Consider the following 17,774-nt stretch of genomic DNA (forward strand, 5'->3'; position numbering starts at 1 on the left):
TTCTTTCCTGTAATAAATTAATCTTGTTTCTCACTCTCTTCCTCTTCCGGCACAGGTTTACTGGCGGTCAGCAGGAAAGGCGATTGTTGCCAACGAGTACGTTTACCTTGCAGCAGGGTACGGGTTAGCACCACCCCGATGGCCAAAGCCAGAAGCAACATCAGACGGAGAATATTGGTGGTATTATCGACCTGCTTCGCCTCGGTGGCTAAGGTATGGGTATCGAGCGTCAGGCGCAGATAACCCAGCGGGCCGGTTTTCCCCTGTATAGGCTCGACAATTTGTTGGTTAAAGTAGCTGCCCGCTTTTTTGCCATCCAGGGCCAGACGGTCGCGAACGTTGACGCTCTCACCTGCGCGGGCAATCATATCGCCCTGTTCATCGTAAACCCCGGCATCAAGAATACGGCTACTTTCCGTCAATTGGGTAAGCAGCGCTTTGATACTTTTTTCATCCGGCGTTTCGCTGCGCATCAATGGCGCGATGTTCAGCGTCACTTGGTGCGCCAGCGTTCGCGCCAGCTCTTCAAGCTGCGGATTGCGCTGCCGTTGATGGTTCTGACTAAACCAGGATGCGCCCTGCATCAGTGCGACAAGCAGTGCGAGACAGAACAATACAATCACTGCACGATGAAGCCGGAATTTCAGTTTTGCGCGAGCCATATTCCACCTGCTGAAAATTTAAGGCTTAATGTTGCCAGAAGCGCTGGTTACAGGGTAGCCTCATGCGTTATTTTCCCCTGGATGATTCCCGGCCGAACGATTTTACAGGAGCTTTAATGCCTAACATTACCTGGTGCGACCTGCCTGACGATGTTTCTTTATGGCCTGGTCTGCCTCTTTCATTAAGCGGCGACGAGGTGATGCCTCTGGACTACCATGCCGGTCGTAGTGGTTGGCTGCTGTATGGGCGCGGGCTGGATAAGCAGCGTTTAACCCAATACCAGGCAAAGCTGGGCGCTGCAATGGTCATTGTCGCTGCCTGGTGCGTGGAGGATTATCAGGTCATTCGCCTTGCGGGGTCGTTGACGCCGCGTGCGACGCGGCTGGCGCATGAGGCGCAGTTAGATGTCGCGCCGCTGGGTAAAATTCCGCATCTGCGCACGCCGGGGCTGCTGGTCATGGATATGGATTCCACGGCGATTCAAATTGAGTGCATTGATGAAATAGCTAAACTGGCCGGTACCGGCGAGAAGGTCGCTGAAGTGACCGAGCGGGCGATGCGCGGGGAGCTTGATTTTACTGCTAGCCTGCGCAGCCGCGTGGCGACGCTGAAAGACGCAGATGCTGGAATTCTGCGCCAGGTGCGTGAGAATCTTCCATTGATGCCAGGATTAACCCAACTGGTGCTAAAACTGCAAACGCTCGGCTGGAAAGTCGCTATTGCGTCCGGCGGCTTCACTTTCTTCGCCGACTATCTGCGTGACCAGCTACGTCTGACGGCGGCGGTCGCCAACGAGCTGGAGATCATGGATGGTAAATTTACCGGCCATCTTATCGGCGATATTGTGGACGCGGAGTATAAAGCCAACATATTGCTTCGTCTGGCGCAAGAGTATGAAATCCCGCTGGCGCAGACGGTGGCGATTGGCGACGGCGCTAACGATCTGCCGATGATCAAAGCGGCAGGATTAGGTATTGCCTTCCATGCCAAGCCAAAAGTAAATGAAAAGACGGAGATTACGATCCGTCACGCTGACCTGATGGGCGTGTTCTGCATTCTCTCCGGCAGCATGAATCAGAAATAATGACATTGTCGGCTGGCGGCTTCGTCATCCGGCAAACGTGTTAACGAAAGAGGTATACCGTGGCGAAAGCTCCCAAACGCGCCTTTGTCTGTAATGAATGTGGTGCCGATTACCCACGCTGGCAGGGACAGTGCAGCGCCTGTCATGCCTGGAACACCATCACGGAAGTGCGTGTCGCCGCATCGCCCACTGTCGCGCGTAATGAACGCCTGAGCGGATACGCTGGCAGCGCGGGAGCATCAAAAGTCCAGAAACTGTCTGACATTAGCCTTGAGGCGCTGCCGCGTTTTTCTACCGGTTTCAAAGAGTTTGACCGCGTGCTGGGCGGCGGCGTAGTACCAGGTAGCGCTATTCTGATTGGCGGTAATCCCGGCGCGGGCAAATCAACATTGCTGCTGCAAACGCTGTGTAAACTCGCCGGGCAGATGAAAACGCTCTACGTCACCGGCGAAGAGTCGCTGCAACAGGTGGCGATGCGCGCGCACCGTCTCGGCCTGCCGACGGCGAATCTAAACATGCTTTCTGAAACCAGCATTGAGCAGATCTGCCTGATTGCGGAAGAAGAACAGCCGAAACTGATGGTGATCGACTCCATCCAGGTCATGCATATGGCGGATATTCAGTCGTCGCCGGGCAGCGTCGCCCAGGTCCGCGAAACGGCAGCCTACCTGACGCGCTTTGCCAAAACGCGCGGCGTGGCGATCGTGATGGTTGGTCATGTCACCAAAGATGGCTCGCTGGCGGGGCCGAAGGTGCTGGAACACTGTATTGACTGCTCAGTATTGCTGGACGGCGACGCCGATTCTCGTTTCCGTACTTTGCGCAGCCACAAAAACCGCTTTGGCGCAGTCAATGAGCTGGGCGTATTCGCCATGACCGAACAGGGGTTACGCGAAGTGAGCAACCCGTCCGCCATCTTCTTAAGTCGCGGCGATGAAATCACTTCCGGCAGTTCAGTGATGGTGGTGTGGGAAGGCACGCGACCGCTTCTGGTTGAGATTCAGGCGCTGGTCGATCACTCGATGATGGCGAACCCCAGACGTGTGGCGGTCGGTCTGGAACAAAACCGTCTGGCGATTCTGCTGGCGGTGCTGCACCGGCACGGTGGTCTGCAAATGTCGGATCAGGACGTCTTCGTCAACGTGGTCGGCGGTGTGAAAGTCACTGAGACCAGCGCGGACTTGGCTTTGCTGCTGGCGATGGTCTCCAGTCTGCGTGACAGGCCGTTGCCGCAGGATCTGGTGGTATTTGGCGAAGTGGGGCTGGCAGGCGAGATTCGTCCGGTGCCCAGCGGTCAGGAGCGTATTTCCGAGGCGGCGAAACACGGCTTTCGTCGGGCGATTGTACCTGCCGCCAACGTGCCGAAAAAGCCGCCGGAAGGAATGCAGGTGTTCGGTGTTAAAAAGCTCGCAGATGCGTTAAGCGTTTTTGACGACTTATAATAATCTGTATGTATTTGATGTAGGCCATCAGGCGTAGCGTTGTTGGATGGCGACGCCTGGCGTCTTATCCGGCCTACAATCTTTTTCAACAGGAGACTCTTGTGTCATCGTTCGACTATCTCAAAACCGCGATTAAGCAGCAAGGTTGCACTCTGCAACAGGTGGCTGACGCCAGCGGTATGACCAAGGGGTATCTGAGTCAGTTACTTAACGCCAAAATTAAAAGCCCCAGCGCGCAAAAACTGGAAGCGCTGCACCGTTTTCTTGGACTGGAATTTCCCCGCCAGCAAAAAAACATTGGCGTGGTGTTCGGTAAATTTTATCCGTTGCATACCGGACACATCTATTTGATCCAGCGCGCCTGTAGCCAGGTGGATGAGTTGCATATCGTTATGGGATATGACGATACGCGCGATCGCGGGCTGTTTGAGGATAGCGCTATGTCGCAGCAGCCTACCGTGTCGGATCGACTGCGCTGGTTGCTGCAAACCTTCAAATACCAAAAAAATATTCGTATCCACGCCTTTAATGAAGAGGGGATGGAGCCTTATCCGCATGGCTGGGACGTCTGGAGCAACGGCATTAAAGCGTTTATGGCAGAGAAGGGAATACAGCCGAGCTGGATCTACACTTCCGAAGAGGCTGATGCGCCGCAGTACCTTGAACATTTAGGGATTGAGACGGTGCTGGTCGATCCTGAACGCACGTTTATGAATATCAGCGGGGCGCAAATCCGCGAGAATCCGTTTCGCTACTGGGAATATATCCCTACCGAAGTGAAGCCGTTTTTCGTGCGCACCGTCGCGATTCTGGGCGGGGAATCAAGCGGTAAGTCTACGCTGGTCAATAAGCTCGCCAATATTTTTAATACTACCAGCGCCTGGGAATATGGCCGCGACTATGTCTTTTCGCATTTGGGCGGCGATGAGATGGCGTTACAATATTCCGACTACGATAAAATCGCGCTGGGTCATGCGCAATATATTGATTTTGCAGTGAAATATGCTAACAAAGTGGCGTTCATCGATACCGACTTCGTCACCACCCAGGCATTTTGCAAAAAATACGAAGGGCGTGAGCATCCGTTTGTCCAGGCGCTGATTGATGAGTATCGCTTCGACCTGGTGATTTTGCTGGAGAACAATACGCCGTGGGTAGCTGACGGGCTGCGAAGTCTGGGCAGCGCAGTGGATCGCAAAGCGTTCCAAAGCCTGTTGGTCGAGATGCTGAAAGAGAACAACATCGAGTTTGTTCACGTTAAAGAGGCTGATTACGATGGCCGCTTTTTGCGCTGCGTGGAGCTGGTGAAAGAGATGATGGGCGAGCAGGGATAAACCTTTTTGCCCGATGGCGCTCGCGCTTATCGGGCCTGGCGTAGGCCGGGTAAGCGCAAGCGCCACCCGGCATTCAGGCTTTTATTTGGCAATACGCTTGTACTTGATACGCTTCGGCTCCAGCGCCTCGGCGCCCAGCGTGCGTTTCTTGTACTCTTCGTATTCGGTAAAGTTACCTTCGAAGAATTCCACCTTACCTTCATCCTGATAATCCAGAATGTGGGTGGCGATACGGTCAAGGAACCAACGGTCGTGCGAGATAACCATCGCGCAGCCCGGGAACTCCAGCAGGGCGTTTTCCAGCGCGCGCAGGGTTTCGATATCCAGGTCGTTTGTCGGTTCGTCGAGCAGCAGGACGTTGCCGCCCACCTGCAACAGTTTAGCCAGATGCAGACGACCGCGCTCACCGCCGGACAGCTCACCAACGCGTTTGCCCTGATCGACGCCTTTGAAGTTAAAGCGGCCTACATAGGCGCGGCTTGGCATTTCGGTGTTGCCGATCTTCATGATATCCAGCCCGCCGGACACTTCTTCCCAGACGGTCTTGCTGTTGTCCATCGCGTCGCGGAACTGATCGACCGAGGCCAGTTTGACGGTTTCACCCAGCGTAATGGTGCCGCTATCAGGCTGCTCCTGACCGGACATCATGCGGAACAGGGTCGATTTACCCGCGCCGTTTGGCCCGATGATCCCGACGATAGCGCCTTTCGGTACCGAGAAGCTCAGATCGTCGATCAGCACGCGATCGCCGTAGGATTTACGCAGATTGCTAACTTCAATGACTTTGTCGCCCAGACGAGGTCCAGGTGGAATAAACAGTTCGTTGGTTTCGTTACGTTTTTGATACTCAACGCTGTTCAGCTCCTCAAAGCGTGCCAGACGGGCTTTGCCCTTAGACTGACGGCCTTTCGCGCCCTGACGAACCCACTCCAGCTCTTTCTCAATGGATTTGCGGCGCGCCGCTTCCTGAGACGCTTCCTGCGCCAGACGCTGATCTTTCTGCTCCAGCCAGGAGGAGTAGTTGCCTTCCCACGGAATACCTTCGCCGCGGTCCAACTCCAGAATCCATCCGGCGACATTATCAAGGAAGTAACGGTCGTGGGTAATCGCCACTACGGTGCCTTCGAAATCGTGCAGGAAGCGTTCCAGCCAGGCCACGGACTCCGCATCCAGGTGGTTGGTCGGTTCGTCGAGCAGCAGCATGTCTGGTTTTTCCAGCAGCAGACGACACAGCGCCACGCGGCGGCGCTCGCCGCCGGACAGTTTTTCGACTTTGGCATCCCAGTCCGGCAGACGCAGAGCGTCAGCGGCGCGCTCAAGCTGCACATTCAGGTTATGGCCGTCGTGCGCCTGAATAATCTCTTCAAGACGGCCTTGCTCTGCCGCCAGCTTATCGAAGTCGGCATCCGGATCGGCGTACAGCGCGTACACTTCATCCAGGCGTTTGAGGGCGCTAACTACTTCAGAAACTGCCTCTTCAACCGACTCGCGTACCGTGTGTTCAGGGTTTAGCTGAGGTTCCTGCGGCAGGTAGCCAATTTTGATGCCAGGCTGCGGGCGCGCTTCGCCCTCGATATCGGTATCGAGACCCGCCATGATGCGCAGCAGGGTAGACTTACCGGCGCCGTTAAGGCCCAGCACGCCAATTTTGGCGCCAGGGAAGAAGCTCAGCGAGATGTTTTTCAGAATATGACGTTTCGGCGGAACCACTTTGCCGACACGATGCATGGTATAAACGAATTGAGCCACGTTGGACTTCGCCTCTATGTTTATCGTGATGGTGAATAGTTTTCAAAGGCGAAGTGTAGCCTTTTTCCCTGCCTAAGCCCAGCCAGCAGATCGCACTCGCAATAAAAGTAAAAAAGTGTCCGTAACGTGGCGCAAATGGCTATGACTGGTTAGCATAAATTCATTACGCGGCATGAAGCTGCATTGGATAACAATTGAGGAAGTGCTTGTGGATAGAGCCAAACCATTTGCCTGGCGTCTCATCGCCGCCAGCGTATGTCTGCTGACTTTTTGTCATCTCGCGCGGGCCGACTCACTGGAAGAGCAGCGTAATCGTTATGCGCAGATTAAGCAGGCCTGGGATAATCGCCAGATGGATGTAGTAGAGCAGATGATGCCGGGTCTGAAAGATTATCCGCTTTATCCTTATCTGGAGTATCGCCAGATTACTGACGATCTAATGAATCAACCCACCATTACCGTCACGAATTTTGTACGCGCTAACCCGACTCTGCCGCCTGCGCGCACGTTGCAGTCGCGCTTTGTCAATGAGCTGGCGCGGCGGGAAGACTGGCGCGGATTGTTAGCGTTTAGCCCGGAGAAGCCTGGAACCACGGAAGCGCAATGTAACTATTACTACGCAAAATGGATCACTGGTCAAACGGAAGAGGCCTGGCTGGGCGCGAAGGCCCTTTGGCTGACCGGCAAAAGCCAGCCGAATGCTTGCGATAAGCTGTTCAGCGTCTGGCGGGCGTCCGGCAAACAGGACCCGTTGGCATACCTGGAGCGTATTCGGCTGGCGATGAAAGCCGGAAATACCGGACTGGTCACGGTGCTGGCCAGGCAGATGCCGGCGGAATATCAAACGATCGCCTCAGCGATTATTACTCTGGCCAACGATCCTAATAACGTATTGACTTTCGCGCGTACCACTGGCGCTACCGATTTTACCCGCCAGATGGCGGCAGTCGCGTTTGCCAGCCTCGCACGCCAGGACGCGGAAAATGCGCGCCTGATGATCCCGTCTCTGGTACAGGCGCAGAAGCTTAATGAGGAACAAACGCAGGCGCTGCGGGATATCGTCGCCTGGCGGCTGATGGGCAGTGATGTGACCGATGAGCAGGCGAAATGGCGCGACGATGCGATTATGCGCTCGCAATCGACGTCGCTTATCGAGCGGCGCGTGCGTATGGCGCTGGGGACGGGCGATCGTCGCGGCCTCAATACCTGGCTTGCCCGACTGCCAATGGAGGCGAAAGAGAAAGACGAATGGCGTTACTGGCAGGCGGATTTATTGCTGGAGCGCGGTCGTGACGCCGAAGCGAAAGAGATCCTTCATGCTTTAATGCAGAAGCGCGGTTTTTATCCGATGGTCGCGGCGCAGCGTTTAGGCGAAGAGTACACCCTTAAAATCGATAAAGCGCCCGCCCATGTAAACCGCGCGCTGACGCAGGGGCCGGAGATGGCGCGTGTGCGTGAGCTGATGTACTGGAACCTGGATAATACGGCGCGCAGCGAATGGGCTAATCTGGTAAAAAGCCGCACCAAATCCGAACAGGCGCAGTTGGCGCGCTATGCGTTTAATCAGCATTGGTGGGATCTAAGCGTACAGGCGACGATCGCCGGAAAACTGTGGGATCATCTGGAGGAGCGTTTCCCGCTGGCATATAACGATCTTTTTACACGCTATACCCGCGGGAAAGATATCTCACAAAGCTATGCTATGGCGATTGCCCGCCAAGAGAGCGCCTGGAACCCGAAAGTCAAATCGCCGGTGGGGGCCAGCGGCTTAATGCAGATCATGCCGGGGACAGCCGCCCATACGGTGAAAATGTTTTCAATCCCGGACTACCGCAGCCCTGGCCAACTGCTGGAGCCGGAGACCAATATCAATATCGGTACCAGCTATTTGCAGTATGTCTACCAGCAGTTTGGCAATAACCGTATTTTCGCCTCTGCGGCGTATAACGCCGGGCCGGGTAGAGTACGCACATGGCTTGGTAATAGCGCCGGGCGTATCGACGCGGTAGCGTTTGTCGAAAGTATTCCTTTCTCGGAAACGCGCGGCTACGTGAAAAACGTTCTGGCCTATGACGCTTATTATCGCCACTTTATGGGACAGAAAGAGACCTTAATGAGCGATTCTGAGTGGCAGCAACGTTACTGACAGGATATGGTGTGTTATGCTTGTACTCGTTTAAGAGTACAATCGGGAGGGGCGGCGAGTCTCTCCCTGCAACTATGGCGGCATTCTATGACTCAGCAATCTCCCTATTCAGCAGCGATGGCGGAACAGCGTCACCAGGAGTGGCTACGTTTTGTCGAGCTGCTTAAACAATCCTGCGCGGAAGATCTGCATATTCCGTTGCTTAATTTGATGCTGACGCCCGATGAGCGTGAAGCGCTTGGCACACGGGTGCGTATTATCGAAGAGCTATTACGCGGCGAGATGAGCCAGCGTGAGCTTAAAAATGAGCTGGGCGCCGGGATCGCGACGATCACGCGCGGTTCAAATAGCCTTAAATCAGCGCCGGTTGAGCTACGTCAGTGGCTGGATCAGGTATTGCTGAAAGAGGCTTGAGGCGTTGTCCATAGGGCGGATAAAACGTTTACGTCTCCGTCCGGCAATGTCGTCGTTTGCCACCTGATGGCGCTTCGCTTATCAGGCTGACAATGTGGAATAATCAGCGATACACCGCGTTATGAAACGGGCTGAGCGCCAGAATTACCGCCTGGTGATAAACGCTGGAACGCGTTAATTTCCCGGCGGTAAATATGCCAATAGCCCCCTCTTTGCGGCCAATCTCGTCAATGCCGGTATAACGCGACATCACCGGGCCGAGGGCGTCGCCGGCGCGCACGTTTTCAAGAATAACGGCTGGCAGTGGCAGCGTAGCGGAACGCGACTCTCCCCGCAGCTCAACGCTTTCGATCACTACCCAACTGAAGGTACTGTTATCATCAATGCCTGCTTCGATTGCGACCCAAAAGTCTGCTTCCGGCCACAGTAAACGTGCGTTCGCGACACGATTTCGTGCACCAGTACGCGTTTCCTCGCTTCCGAAGGGCTGCTCCGGTACGCCGCTCTCGACGGCGATGGGCGTAATATGGCACGATCCTTCGCCGAAAATCTCTTCAAATGCCTGTAGAATTGCCTGAATTTTGGCAGGATTGGTGGTCGCAGAGATAACCTGGTGCATAATTAAGCTCAGTTTTAAAAATTTATCGCAGTATAACGGAAAAAAAACATGTTACAGGTATACCTTGTTCGCCACGGTGAAACGCAGTGGAACGCCGAGCGACGTATTCAGGGCCAATCAGACAGTCCACTGACGGCCAAAGGCGAGCAGCAGGCCATGCAGGTAGGAGAACGCGCCCGCAGCCTCGGCATCACCCATATCATCAGCAGCGATTTAGGCCGCACAAAACGCACGGCGGAGATCATCGCCCAGGCGTGCGGTTGTGATATCACCTTTGACTCCCGCCTGCGCGAGCTGGATATGGGCGTGCTGGAAAAGCGCCAGATAGATTCGCTGACGGAAGAAGAAGAGGGCTGGCGTCGGCAGTTGGTTAACGGCACGCAGGATGGCCGCATTCCCGACGGGGAGTCTATGCAGGAGCTGAGCGAACGCGTTCATGCCGCGTTGGCGTCCTGCCTTGAGTTACCGCAGGGTAGCCGACCTTTATTGGTCAGCCACGGTATCGCGTTGGGCTGTCTGGTCAGTACTATACTGGGACTACCCGCCTGGGCGGAACGCCGGTTACGTTTGCGCAACTGCTCTATTTCCCGCGTCGATTACCAGGAAAGTCAGTGGCTGGCGTCTGGGTGGGTGGTAGAAACCGCAGGGGACGTTTCGCATCTGGACGCCCCTGCATTGGATGAGCTACAACGTTAACGGCGAATCGGGATCAGAAATTCGCAGCGTAAGTTAATAGGGCGATCGCCGGTTTTGGCATCTTCTGACGGGTAGTATCGCTCTATATCCTGCCCTTTACGACGGGTCAGATTCAGCATTGGCATACAGGTGCCGTAAACGGTCAGGATAAAGTCCTGCACGCCGGTTCCTAACCCTTCATAAGTGAACATGACGTATTCACCGCCCTGCAACAGCACGGGATGCGCCGACTGGACATAGCCATCTGCCTGCTCTTGCGGCAGCGCTGTGGTATAGAACACTTCCTGCTCATCGTCTTTCTCCAGGCTGGGGCGCGTTTCATTAAGTCCATAAAGCACTGGTGGAATGGTTGGCGAATGGCCGAGGAAATCATGCCAGAATTGCACGCGCATTTCGTGGCGGAAGTCGGAGATCTGTTCCAGCGAGCAAGAATAGCTCTGTGTGACGCCTAAAAGCTGCGTATCTTCCAGCGTAACGAATTGATGTTCCGGCACGGTAAACTCGCCCAGCCGTAATGGCGGGCGAATGCCAAAGGCGCTCCATTCCGGGGAGCGACGATACAGCGCCGGCGTCTGGGAAAACTGTTTTTTAAAGGCGCGTGTAAAAGTTTGCTGAGAATCGAAGCGGTACTGGAGAGCAATATCCAGAATCGGACGCGCAGTCAAACGCAGCGCCACCGCTGATTTCGATAAACGACGGGCGCGGATGTAAGCGCCAATGGCGTGGCCCGTCACGTCCTTAAACATTCTCTGCAGGTGCCACTTGGAATAGCCCGCTTTTGCCGCCACATTGTCAAGTGACAGCGGCTGATCCAGATGACCTTCCAGCCAGATTAACAGGTCGCGAATAATGCCAGCCTGATCCATAAAATATCCCCATCCTTTCAACAACGAGCACCCGATATCAGGTAAGAGGATAATAGCATTTTTTGTTCTTTTAGCATTCAGTGTTTTTTTTGAGCTTAAATGCTTTTTTTTGGACAACAAAATACGTAATTATTCTAATCCTGTGATCTATAACCCTTTTATTTTAGAATGTCTAATAATTGCGCAACGTAACTTTTATGAATGGTAACAATATGAAATACAAGAGTTTAGTACTTTTCTCAATTTTGTTGATGCTGGGGCAGAGCGCCCGCGCAGAACAAATTGGTTCAGTCGATACGGTATTTAAGATGTTCGGCCCTGACCATAAAATCGTGGTGGAAGCTTTTGACGATCCTGATGTTAAAAACGTGACGTGCTATGTTAGCCGGGCGAAAACCGGCGGTATAAAAGGCGGATTAGGGCTGGCGGAAGATACGTCTGACGCCGCCATTTCTTGCCAGCAGGTCGGGCCTATTGAACTGAGCGATAAAATTAAGAACGGTAAGGCGCAAGGAGAGGTCGTTTTTAAAAAACGTACTTCATTGATATTTAAGTCACTACAGGTTGTGCGTTTTTATGATGAGAAACGCAATACGCTGGCGTATCTGGCCTACTCCGACAAAGTGGTCGAGGGGTCGCCGAAAAACGCCATCAGCGCGGTGCCTGTCATGCCGTGGCGATAATAACAAGGAAGAGTACGCAGCACTGGTTAGTCGAGGATGAACAGGGAATCGCCTATACGCTCATCTAACCCTGCAACTTGAAGGGGTTACCGTTAATGTATTTGCTTGAGGGCTGCCTGCGCTGGAAAAAGCGCGTCAGCAACGGCCGGATGTCGTGATTCTCAATATGGGACTACCGGACATCAACGACTTTGAGCGGTGTCGGCAGTTGCTGGAATACCATTCTGCGCTGCCGCTTCCTGACGGCCCGTAGCAATGGAGTAGACCGGTTGCCTGGTCTGGAGATTGGCGCAGATGATTATATCGTCAAACCGTTCTCACCGCACGAAGTGAGCACCCGCGTGCGCACGCTGCTGCGCCGGGTGAAAACGTTTTCTACGCCGTCGCCGCTGGTGCGCGCCGGACATTTTTAACTTACCGAACCGGTGGCACAGATCGCCGGGTTTGGGACGCCGCTATCGCTGGCACGTCATGAGTTTCCGCTTCTCAAAATCCCGCTGCTGTCGCCGGAGAGCGTGTACTCGCGCCAGCAATTGATGAATATTATCTGGTCCGATGCGCAGGATATCTTCGACCGGACGGTTGATACGCATATCAAAATGCTGCGCGCTAAGCTACGTGCGATCAATCCGGATCTATCGCCAATTCAAACGCATCGTGGTATGGGATACAGCCTGAGGAGCATCTGATGCGCATCGGAATGCGTTTGCTACTGGCGCTCAGCGGCGTGATGTTCCTGACGCGTCATCTGGACTGGTATTCGCTCTCTTATCTGCAACGTAAGGCGATGCCGCCAGTATAAAGATGAGCAATTAGTTTGTGGAAATAGATCCTACGGTCGCGCAGCGTCAGAAAATGTTGTGCCGTTAGTTATAGGTCAGGTTTAATGTTGCCGTGGCATTCGCTTGCCCGGCAGTCACTATTACAGTAGCGAGCGCTAATTTTCAGCGTAGTCGACATATTCATGGTAATGGTGTGAGTAAAAAGCTCAATTTTTATTGATTGGCAACTGTCGGTAAAGAAACCGGAGTCTGGCACCTGAATATCCAACTGTACGCCAACGCCGGTTGCGTGATTTGGCTGTCAATGAAACTTTGTGTAAAAGAATACGTCATAACGGCAGGCTAACGAGGCCAGCTAGCGGAAGGGGAGACATATGAAACAGCCAGTAAGAGTAACTTACCGGCTGTTTTTACGGATCGGCGCCAGGACCAAATTAGTCCTGCAAGTCGCCGCAGAAGCGGTAACCTTCGCCGTGAATGGTGGCGATGATTTCCGGCGTATCCGGCGTAGATTCGAAATGCTTACGAATACGACGAATGGTGACGTCAACAGTACGATCATGCGGCTTCAACTCGCGCCCGGTCATTTTCTTCAGCAGCTCTGCGCGCGACTGAATCTTGCCTGGGTTTTCGCAGAAGTGAAGCATCGCGCGGAACTCACTACGCGGCAGTTTATACTGCTCGCCATCCGGGCCAATCAGTGAACGGCTGTTGATATCCAGTTCCCAACCGTTGAATTTGTAGCTTTCAACGCTACGGCGTTCTTCGCTGACGGTACCCAAGTTCATGGTACGGGACAGCAGGTTGCGGGCACGGATGGTCAATTCGCGTGGGTTAAATGGTTTGGTGATGTAATCATCCGCGCCGATTTCGAGGCCGAGAATTTTGTCGACTTCGTTATCGCGGCCCGTCAGGAACATCAGCGCAACGTTAGCCTGTTCACGCAGTTCACGCGCTAACAGAAGACCATTTTTCCCTGGCAGATTGATATCCATGATCACCAGGTTGATGTCATACTCAGAGAGGATCTGATGCATTTCCGCGCCATCTGTCGCTTCGAATACATCATAGCCTTCCGCTTCGAAAATACTTTTCAACGTGTTGCGTGTTACCAACTCGTCTTCAACGATAAGAATGTGCGGGGTCTGCATGTTTGCTACCTAAATTGCCAACTAAATCGAAACAGGAAGTACAAAAGTCCCTGACCTGCCTGATGCATGTCGCAAATTAACATGATCGGCGTAACATGACTAAAGTACGTAATTGCGTTCTTGATGCACTTTCCATCAACGTCAACAACATCATTAGCTTGGTCGTGGGTACTTTCCCTCTGGACCCGACAGTGTCAAAAACGGCTGTCATCCTAACCATTTTAACAGCAACATAACAGGCTAAGACGTACCGGACACCTAATAAAACTACGCTTCGTTGACATATATCAAGTTCAATTGTAGCACGTTAACAGTTTGATGAAATCATCGTAGCTAAATGCTAGCTTTCATCACAAATCTGCAATATTCCAACTAGTTGCGTAAGCCAACTAATAAATACGATGAATCCAAAGGGCGTAATTTATTTTAAATTAAATTATCCTAAATAAACAGAAGGATAACCATGTTTTGTTAGCATAAGCAGCAATAGTACAGCTACGCAATAGTGTAGCGTCTTTTACTGAATCAAAAATGCTTTTTCAGTGATATTCGTTAAAATTTTGTAAATTCGCGAAGCGTAATATGCTTACAAACGCCAGCTAATTTTCTGTAAATTAGTCAAAAAGAGTAATGAAATGCGTGTAACAATCGTTCTTGTCGCTCCCGCCAGAGCGGAAAATATCGGCGCAGCCGCCCGGGCTATGAAGACCATGGGATTTACTGACCTGCGTATTGTCGACAGCCAGGCGCACCTGGAGCCCGCCACCCGTTGGGTCGCACATGGATCTGGTGATATTATTGATAATATTGCGGTTTTCCACACCCTTGCCGACGCGCTCCACGATGTTGATTTTACCGTAGCGACGACAGCCCGCAGCCGGGCAAAATTTCATTACTACGCTTCGCCCGCTGAACTGGTTCCCTTATTACAGGAAAAATCACGCTGGATGCGTCATGCCGCGCTGGTTTTTGGCCGTGAGGATTCCGGTCTGACCAATGACGAGCTGGCGCTGGCGGATGTATTGACCGGCGTGCCGATGGCGGCGGATTACCCTTCGCTCAATCTGGGGCAGGCGGTCATGGTGTATTGCTATCAATTAGCAGGTTTAATGCAACAGACCACGGAATCCGTTGATATTGCTGATGGATCGCAGTTACAGGCATTACGCGCGCGCCTTTTACGCCTGTTAACGACTCTGGAGGCGTCCGATGACCACAAATTAACCGACTGGCTACAACAGCGAATCGGCCGGCTGGGACAGCGAGATACGGTAATGTTGCACCGTTTGGTCCATGATATTGAAAAAAAGCTAACAAAATAACGTGCTGTAATTTTTAAAATAATAAGAGATTATGTCTGGTTGCAAGAGGTCATGACAGGGGAGATTGGTCGAAAATAAATATATCGCCAGCAGCACTTGAACAAGTTTCGGAATGTGACCAATTTAAAAATTTATTGACTTAGGCAGGCAGATACTTTAACCAATATAGGAATACAAGACAGACAAATAAAAATGACAGAGTACACAACATCCATGAACCGCATCAGCACCACCACCATTACCACCATCACCATTACCACAGGTAACGGTGCGGGCTGACGCGTACAGGAAACACAGAAAAAAGCCCGCACCTGAACAGTGCGGGCTTTTTTTTCGACCAGAGATCACGAGGTAACAACCATGCGAGTGTTGAAGTTCGGCGGTACATCAGTGGCAAATGCAGAACGTTTTCTGCGTGTTGCCGATATTCTGGAAAGCAATGCCAGGCAAGGGCAGGTAGCGACCGTACTTTCCGCCCCCGCGAAAATTACCAACCATCTGGTGGCGATGATTGAAAAAACCATCGGCGGTCAGGATGCTTTGCCGAATATCAGCGATGCCGAACGTATTTTTTCTGACCTGCTCGCTGGACTTGCCAACGCGCAGCCGGGATTCCCGCTTGCACGGTTGAAAATGGTTGTCGAACAAGAATTCGCGCAGATCAAACATGTTTTGCATGGTATTAGCCTGCTGGGCCAGTGCCCTGACAGCATAAACGCCGCGCTGATTTGCCGCGGCGAAAAAATGTCTATCGCTATTATGGCGGGACTCCTGGAGGCGCGTGGACATCGCGTCACGGTGATCGATCCGGTAGAAAAACTGCTGGCGGTGGGCCATTACCTTGAGTCTACCGTCGATATCGCAGAATCGACTCGCCGTATCGCCGCCAGTCAGATTCCGTTCGACCACATGATCCTGATGGCAGGCTTTACCGCCGGTAATGAAAAAGGTGAACTGGTGGTGCTGGGCCGTAACGGTTCCGACTATTCCGCCGCCGTGCTGGCCGCCTGTCTACGTGCCGATTGCTGTGAAATCTGGACTGACGTTGACGGCGTATATACCTGCGATCCGCGCCAGGTGCCGGACGCCAGGTTGCTGAAGGCGATGTCCTATCAGGAAGCGATGGAACTCTCTTACTTCGGCGCCAAAGTTCTCCATCCTCGCACTATTACCCCCATCGCCCAGTTCCAGATCCCCTGCCTGATAAAAAATACCGGAAATCCGCAGGCGCCAGGAACGTTGATCGGCGCTACCTGCGACGATGATGACCTGCCGGTAAAAGGAATCTCTAACCTTAACAATATGGCGATGTTTAGCGTCTCCGGCCCAGGGATGAAAGGGATGGTTGGGATGGCGGCACGCGTTTTCGCTGCCATGTCTCGCGCCGGAATCTCGGTGGTACTCATTACCCAGTCCTCCTCTGAATACAGCATCAGCTTCTGCGTGCCGCAGAGCGACAGAGCTCATGCCCGGCGCGCGATGCAGGATGAGTTTTATCTGGAGCTGAAAGAGGGGCTGCTGGAACCGCTGGCGGTCACTGAGCGGCTGGCGATTATCTCTGTTGTTGGCGACGGTATGCGCACGCTACGCGGTATTTCAGCGAAATTCTTCGCCGCGCTGGCACGGGCCAATATCAATATCGTGGCGATCGCGCAGGGCTCTTCTGAGCGCTCCATTTCTGTCGTGGTGAACAACGATGACGCTACTACCGGCGTGCGGGTAACGCACCAGATGCTGTTCAATACCGATCAGGTGATTGAAGTGTTCGTCATTGGCGTCGGCGGCGTTGGCGGCGCGCTACTGGAACAGCTTAAACGTCAGCAAAGCTGGCTGAAGAACAAGCACATCGATCTGCGCGTGTGCGGCGTGGCGAACTCAAAGGTGCTGCTAACCAATGTGCATGGCCTGAATCTGGAAAACTGGCAGGCCGAACTGGCGCAAGCGAACGCGCCGTTCAACCTGGGGCGCTTAATTCGCCTGGTGAAAGAATATCATTTGCTCAATCCGGTGATTGTCGATTGTACCTCCAGCCAGGCGGTGGCCGACCAGTATGCCGACTTCCTGCGCGAAGGATTCCATGTGGTGACGCCGAACAAGAAAGCGAACACCTCATCGATGGATTACTACCATCAGCTACGTTTTGCTGCTGCGAAATCACGGCGCAAATTCTTATATGACACGAACGTCGGCGCCGGTTTGCCGGTAATCGAAAACCTGCAAAACCTGCTGAATGCGGGCGATGAACTACAAAAATTTTCTGGCATTCTTTCCGGGTCGCTCTCTTTTATTTTCGGCAAACTGGAAGAGGGAATGAACCTTTCACAGGCGACTGCCCTGGCACGTGAGATGGGCTATACCGAACCCGATCCGCGCGACGATCTTTCCGGTATGGATGTGGCGCGTAAGCTGTTGATCCTCGCCCGCGAGACAGGCCGCGAGCTGGAACTTTCCGATATCGTGATTGAGCCGGTACTGCCGGACGGGTTTGACGCTTCCGGCGATGTGACCGCCTTTATGGCGCATCTGCCGCTGCTTGACGACACGTTTGCCGCCCGTGTGGCGAAAGCTCGTGATGAAGGTAAGGTATTGCGCTATGTGGGCAATATCGAAGAGGATGGCGTGTGCCGCGTTAAGATTGCCGAAGTCGATGGTAACGATCCGCTCTTCAAAGTGAAAAACGGTGAAAACGCGCTGGCGTTCTACAGCCACTATTATCAACCCTTGCCGCTGGTCCTGCGCGGGTACGGCGCGGGCAATGATGTGACGGCGGCGGGCGTATTTGCCGATCTGTTACGTACCCTCTCATGGAAGTTAGGAGTTTAA

16 protein-coding genes, 3 pseudogenes and 1 other annotated feature are annotated in these 17,774 nt (G+C 53.3%); of the genes and pseudogenes, 13 read left to right on the top strand and 6 right to left on the bottom strand.

The features are described from left to right. Positions 1-17: 17 nt before the first annotated feature. Positions 18-662: a YtjB family periplasmic protein gene (locus F4V61_RS11225; RefSeq protein WP_000090059.1), complete on the bottom strand. Its 645-nt coding sequence runs from the start codon at positions 660-662 to the stop codon at positions 18-20. Positions 663-778: 116 nt separating this feature from the next. Here F4V61_RS11225 and serB point away from each other — a divergent pair, with 116 nt between their 5' ends. The 3 genes from serB to nadR all read left to right on the top strand — a co-directional run bounded on the left by serB (position 779) and on the right by nadR (position 4,523). Then, entirely contained in the window at positions 779-1,747 is a 969-nt protein-coding gene (gene serB / locus F4V61_RS11230) for a phosphoserine phosphatase (RefSeq protein WP_058344615.1), read from the top strand. A 59-nt stretch (positions 1,748-1,806) separates the two neighbouring features. After that, positions 1,807-3,189: a DNA repair protein RadA gene (gene radA / locus F4V61_RS11235; RefSeq protein WP_001029715.1), complete on the top strand. Its 1,383-nt coding sequence runs from the start codon at positions 1,807-1,809 to the stop codon at positions 3,187-3,189. A gap of 101 nt (positions 3,190-3,290) precedes the next feature. Next, a complete protein-coding gene (gene nadR, locus F4V61_RS11240) occupies positions 3,291-4,523 on the top strand; it encodes a multifunctional transcriptional regulator/nicotinamide-nucleotide adenylyltransferase/ribosylnicotinamide kinase NadR (protein ID WP_000093828.1) in 1,233 nt (410 codons plus the stop codon). A gap of 81 nt (positions 4,524-4,604) precedes the next feature. Here nadR and ettA read toward each other — a convergent pair whose 3' ends face one another. Next, positions 4,605-6,272, bottom strand: coding sequence for an energy-dependent translational throttle protein EttA (gene ettA / locus F4V61_RS11245; protein ID WP_024132022.1), 1,668 nt, complete (start codon positions 6,270-6,272; stop codon positions 4,605-4,607). Between the two features lie 172 nt (positions 6,273-6,444). On the opposite strand from ettA, the gene sltY reads away from it, so the two are divergent. Both sltY and trpR read left to right on the top strand, forming a co-directional pair. Beyond that, a complete protein-coding gene (sltY, locus tag F4V61_RS11250; RefSeq protein WP_012210570.1) occupies positions 6,445-8,418 on the top strand; it encodes a murein transglycosylase in 1,974 nt (657 codons plus the stop codon). Positions 8,419-8,505: 87 nt separating this feature from the next. Further along, positions 8,506-8,832 carry a trp operon repressor gene (trpR, locus tag F4V61_RS11255; RefSeq protein WP_079829299.1) on the top strand — a complete coding sequence of 109 codons (327 nt, stop codon included), beginning with the start codon at positions 8,506-8,508 and terminating at the stop codon, positions 8,830-8,832. 103 nt (positions 8,833-8,935) lie between these two features. Here the strand turns inward: trpR and yjjX are convergent, their stop codons facing one another. Further along, entirely contained in the window at positions 8,936-9,451 is a 516-nt protein-coding gene (yjjX, locus tag F4V61_RS11260) for an inosine/xanthosine triphosphatase (RefSeq protein ID WP_038397020.1), read from the bottom strand. A 48-nt stretch (positions 9,452-9,499) separates the two neighbouring features. On the opposite strand from yjjX, the gene gpmB reads away from it, so the two are divergent. After that, a complete protein-coding gene (gene gpmB, locus F4V61_RS11265; protein WP_000942362.1) occupies positions 9,500-10,147 on the top strand; it encodes a 2,3-diphosphoglycerate-dependent phosphoglycerate mutase GpmB in 648 nt (215 codons plus the stop codon). Here the strand turns inward: gpmB and robA are convergent. Beyond that, positions 10,144-11,013: an MDR efflux pump AcrAB transcriptional activator RobA gene (gene robA / locus F4V61_RS11270; RefSeq protein ID WP_000371680.1), complete on the bottom strand. Its 870-nt coding sequence runs from the start codon at positions 11,011-11,013 to the stop codon at positions 10,144-10,146. The two genes, gpmB and robA, sit on opposite strands and share 4 nt — an antisense overlap. Positions 11,014-11,225: 212 nt before the next feature. Between robA and creA the strand changes: the two genes are divergently transcribed. The 3 genes and pseudogenes from creA to F4V61_RS22845 form a co-directional block, all read left to right on the top strand. Continuing rightward, entirely contained in the window at positions 11,226-11,696 is a 471-nt protein-coding gene (gene creA / locus F4V61_RS11275; RefSeq protein WP_000875815.1) for a protein CreA, read from the top strand. Next, positions 11,696-12,385, top strand: a pseudogene (gene creB / locus F4V61_RS11280) (two-component system response regulator CreB). The gene creA and the pseudogene creB overlap by 1 nt, the downstream one beginning before the upstream one ends. Positions 12,386-12,399: 14 nt before the next feature. Continuing rightward, positions 12,400-12,498, top strand: a pseudogene (locus F4V61_RS22845) (hypothetical protein); the annotation flags it as partial. Positions 12,499-12,562: 64 nt separating this feature from the next. Here the strand turns inward: F4V61_RS22845 and F4V61_RS11285 are convergent. Further along, a pseudogene (locus F4V61_RS11285) lies at positions 12,563-12,776 on the bottom strand (fimbrial major subunit SthE); the annotation flags it as partial. A 136-nt stretch (positions 12,777-12,912) separates the two neighbouring features. Next, positions 12,913-13,629 carry a two-component system response regulator ArcA gene (gene arcA / locus F4V61_RS11290; RefSeq protein WP_001194359.1) on the bottom strand — a complete coding sequence of 239 codons (717 nt, stop codon included), beginning with the start codon at positions 13,627-13,629 and terminating at the stop codon, positions 12,913-12,915. A 95-nt stretch (positions 13,630-13,724) separates the two neighbouring features. Between arcA and yjjY the strand changes: the two genes are divergently transcribed. The 4 genes from yjjY to thrA all read left to right on the top strand — a co-directional run bounded on the left by yjjY (position 13,725) and on the right by thrA (position 17,774). Further along, positions 13,725-13,865, top strand: a complete 141-nt coding sequence (yjjY, locus tag F4V61_RS11295) for a protein YjjY (protein WP_001541509.1) — start codon at positions 13,725-13,727, stop codon at positions 13,863-13,865. Between the two features lie 399 nt (positions 13,866-14,264). After that, positions 14,265-14,951, top strand: a complete 687-nt coding sequence (locus F4V61_RS11300) for a tRNA/rRNA methyltransferase (protein ID WP_079781617.1) — start codon at positions 14,265-14,267, stop codon at positions 14,949-14,951. Between the two features lie 213 nt (positions 14,952-15,164). After that, entirely contained in the window at positions 15,165-15,230 is a 66-nt protein-coding gene (gene thrL, locus F4V61_RS11305; RefSeq protein ID WP_001575544.1) for a thr operon leader peptide, read from the top strand. Continuing rightward, positions 15,166-15,286 (top strand) — a sequence feature (Thr leader region). It overlaps the preceding gene by 65 nt. A gap of 25 nt (positions 15,287-15,311) precedes the next feature. Beyond that, a complete protein-coding gene (gene thrA / locus F4V61_RS11310) occupies positions 15,312-17,774 on the top strand; it encodes a bifunctional aspartate kinase/homoserine dehydrogenase I (protein WP_080160919.1) in 2,463 nt (820 codons plus the stop codon).

Origin of the sequence: Salmonella enterica subsp. arizonae (assembly GCF_008692845.1) — a bacterium.
GTDB classification, from domain to species: Bacteria; Pseudomonadota; Gammaproteobacteria; order Enterobacterales; family Enterobacteriaceae; genus Salmonella; species Salmonella arizonae.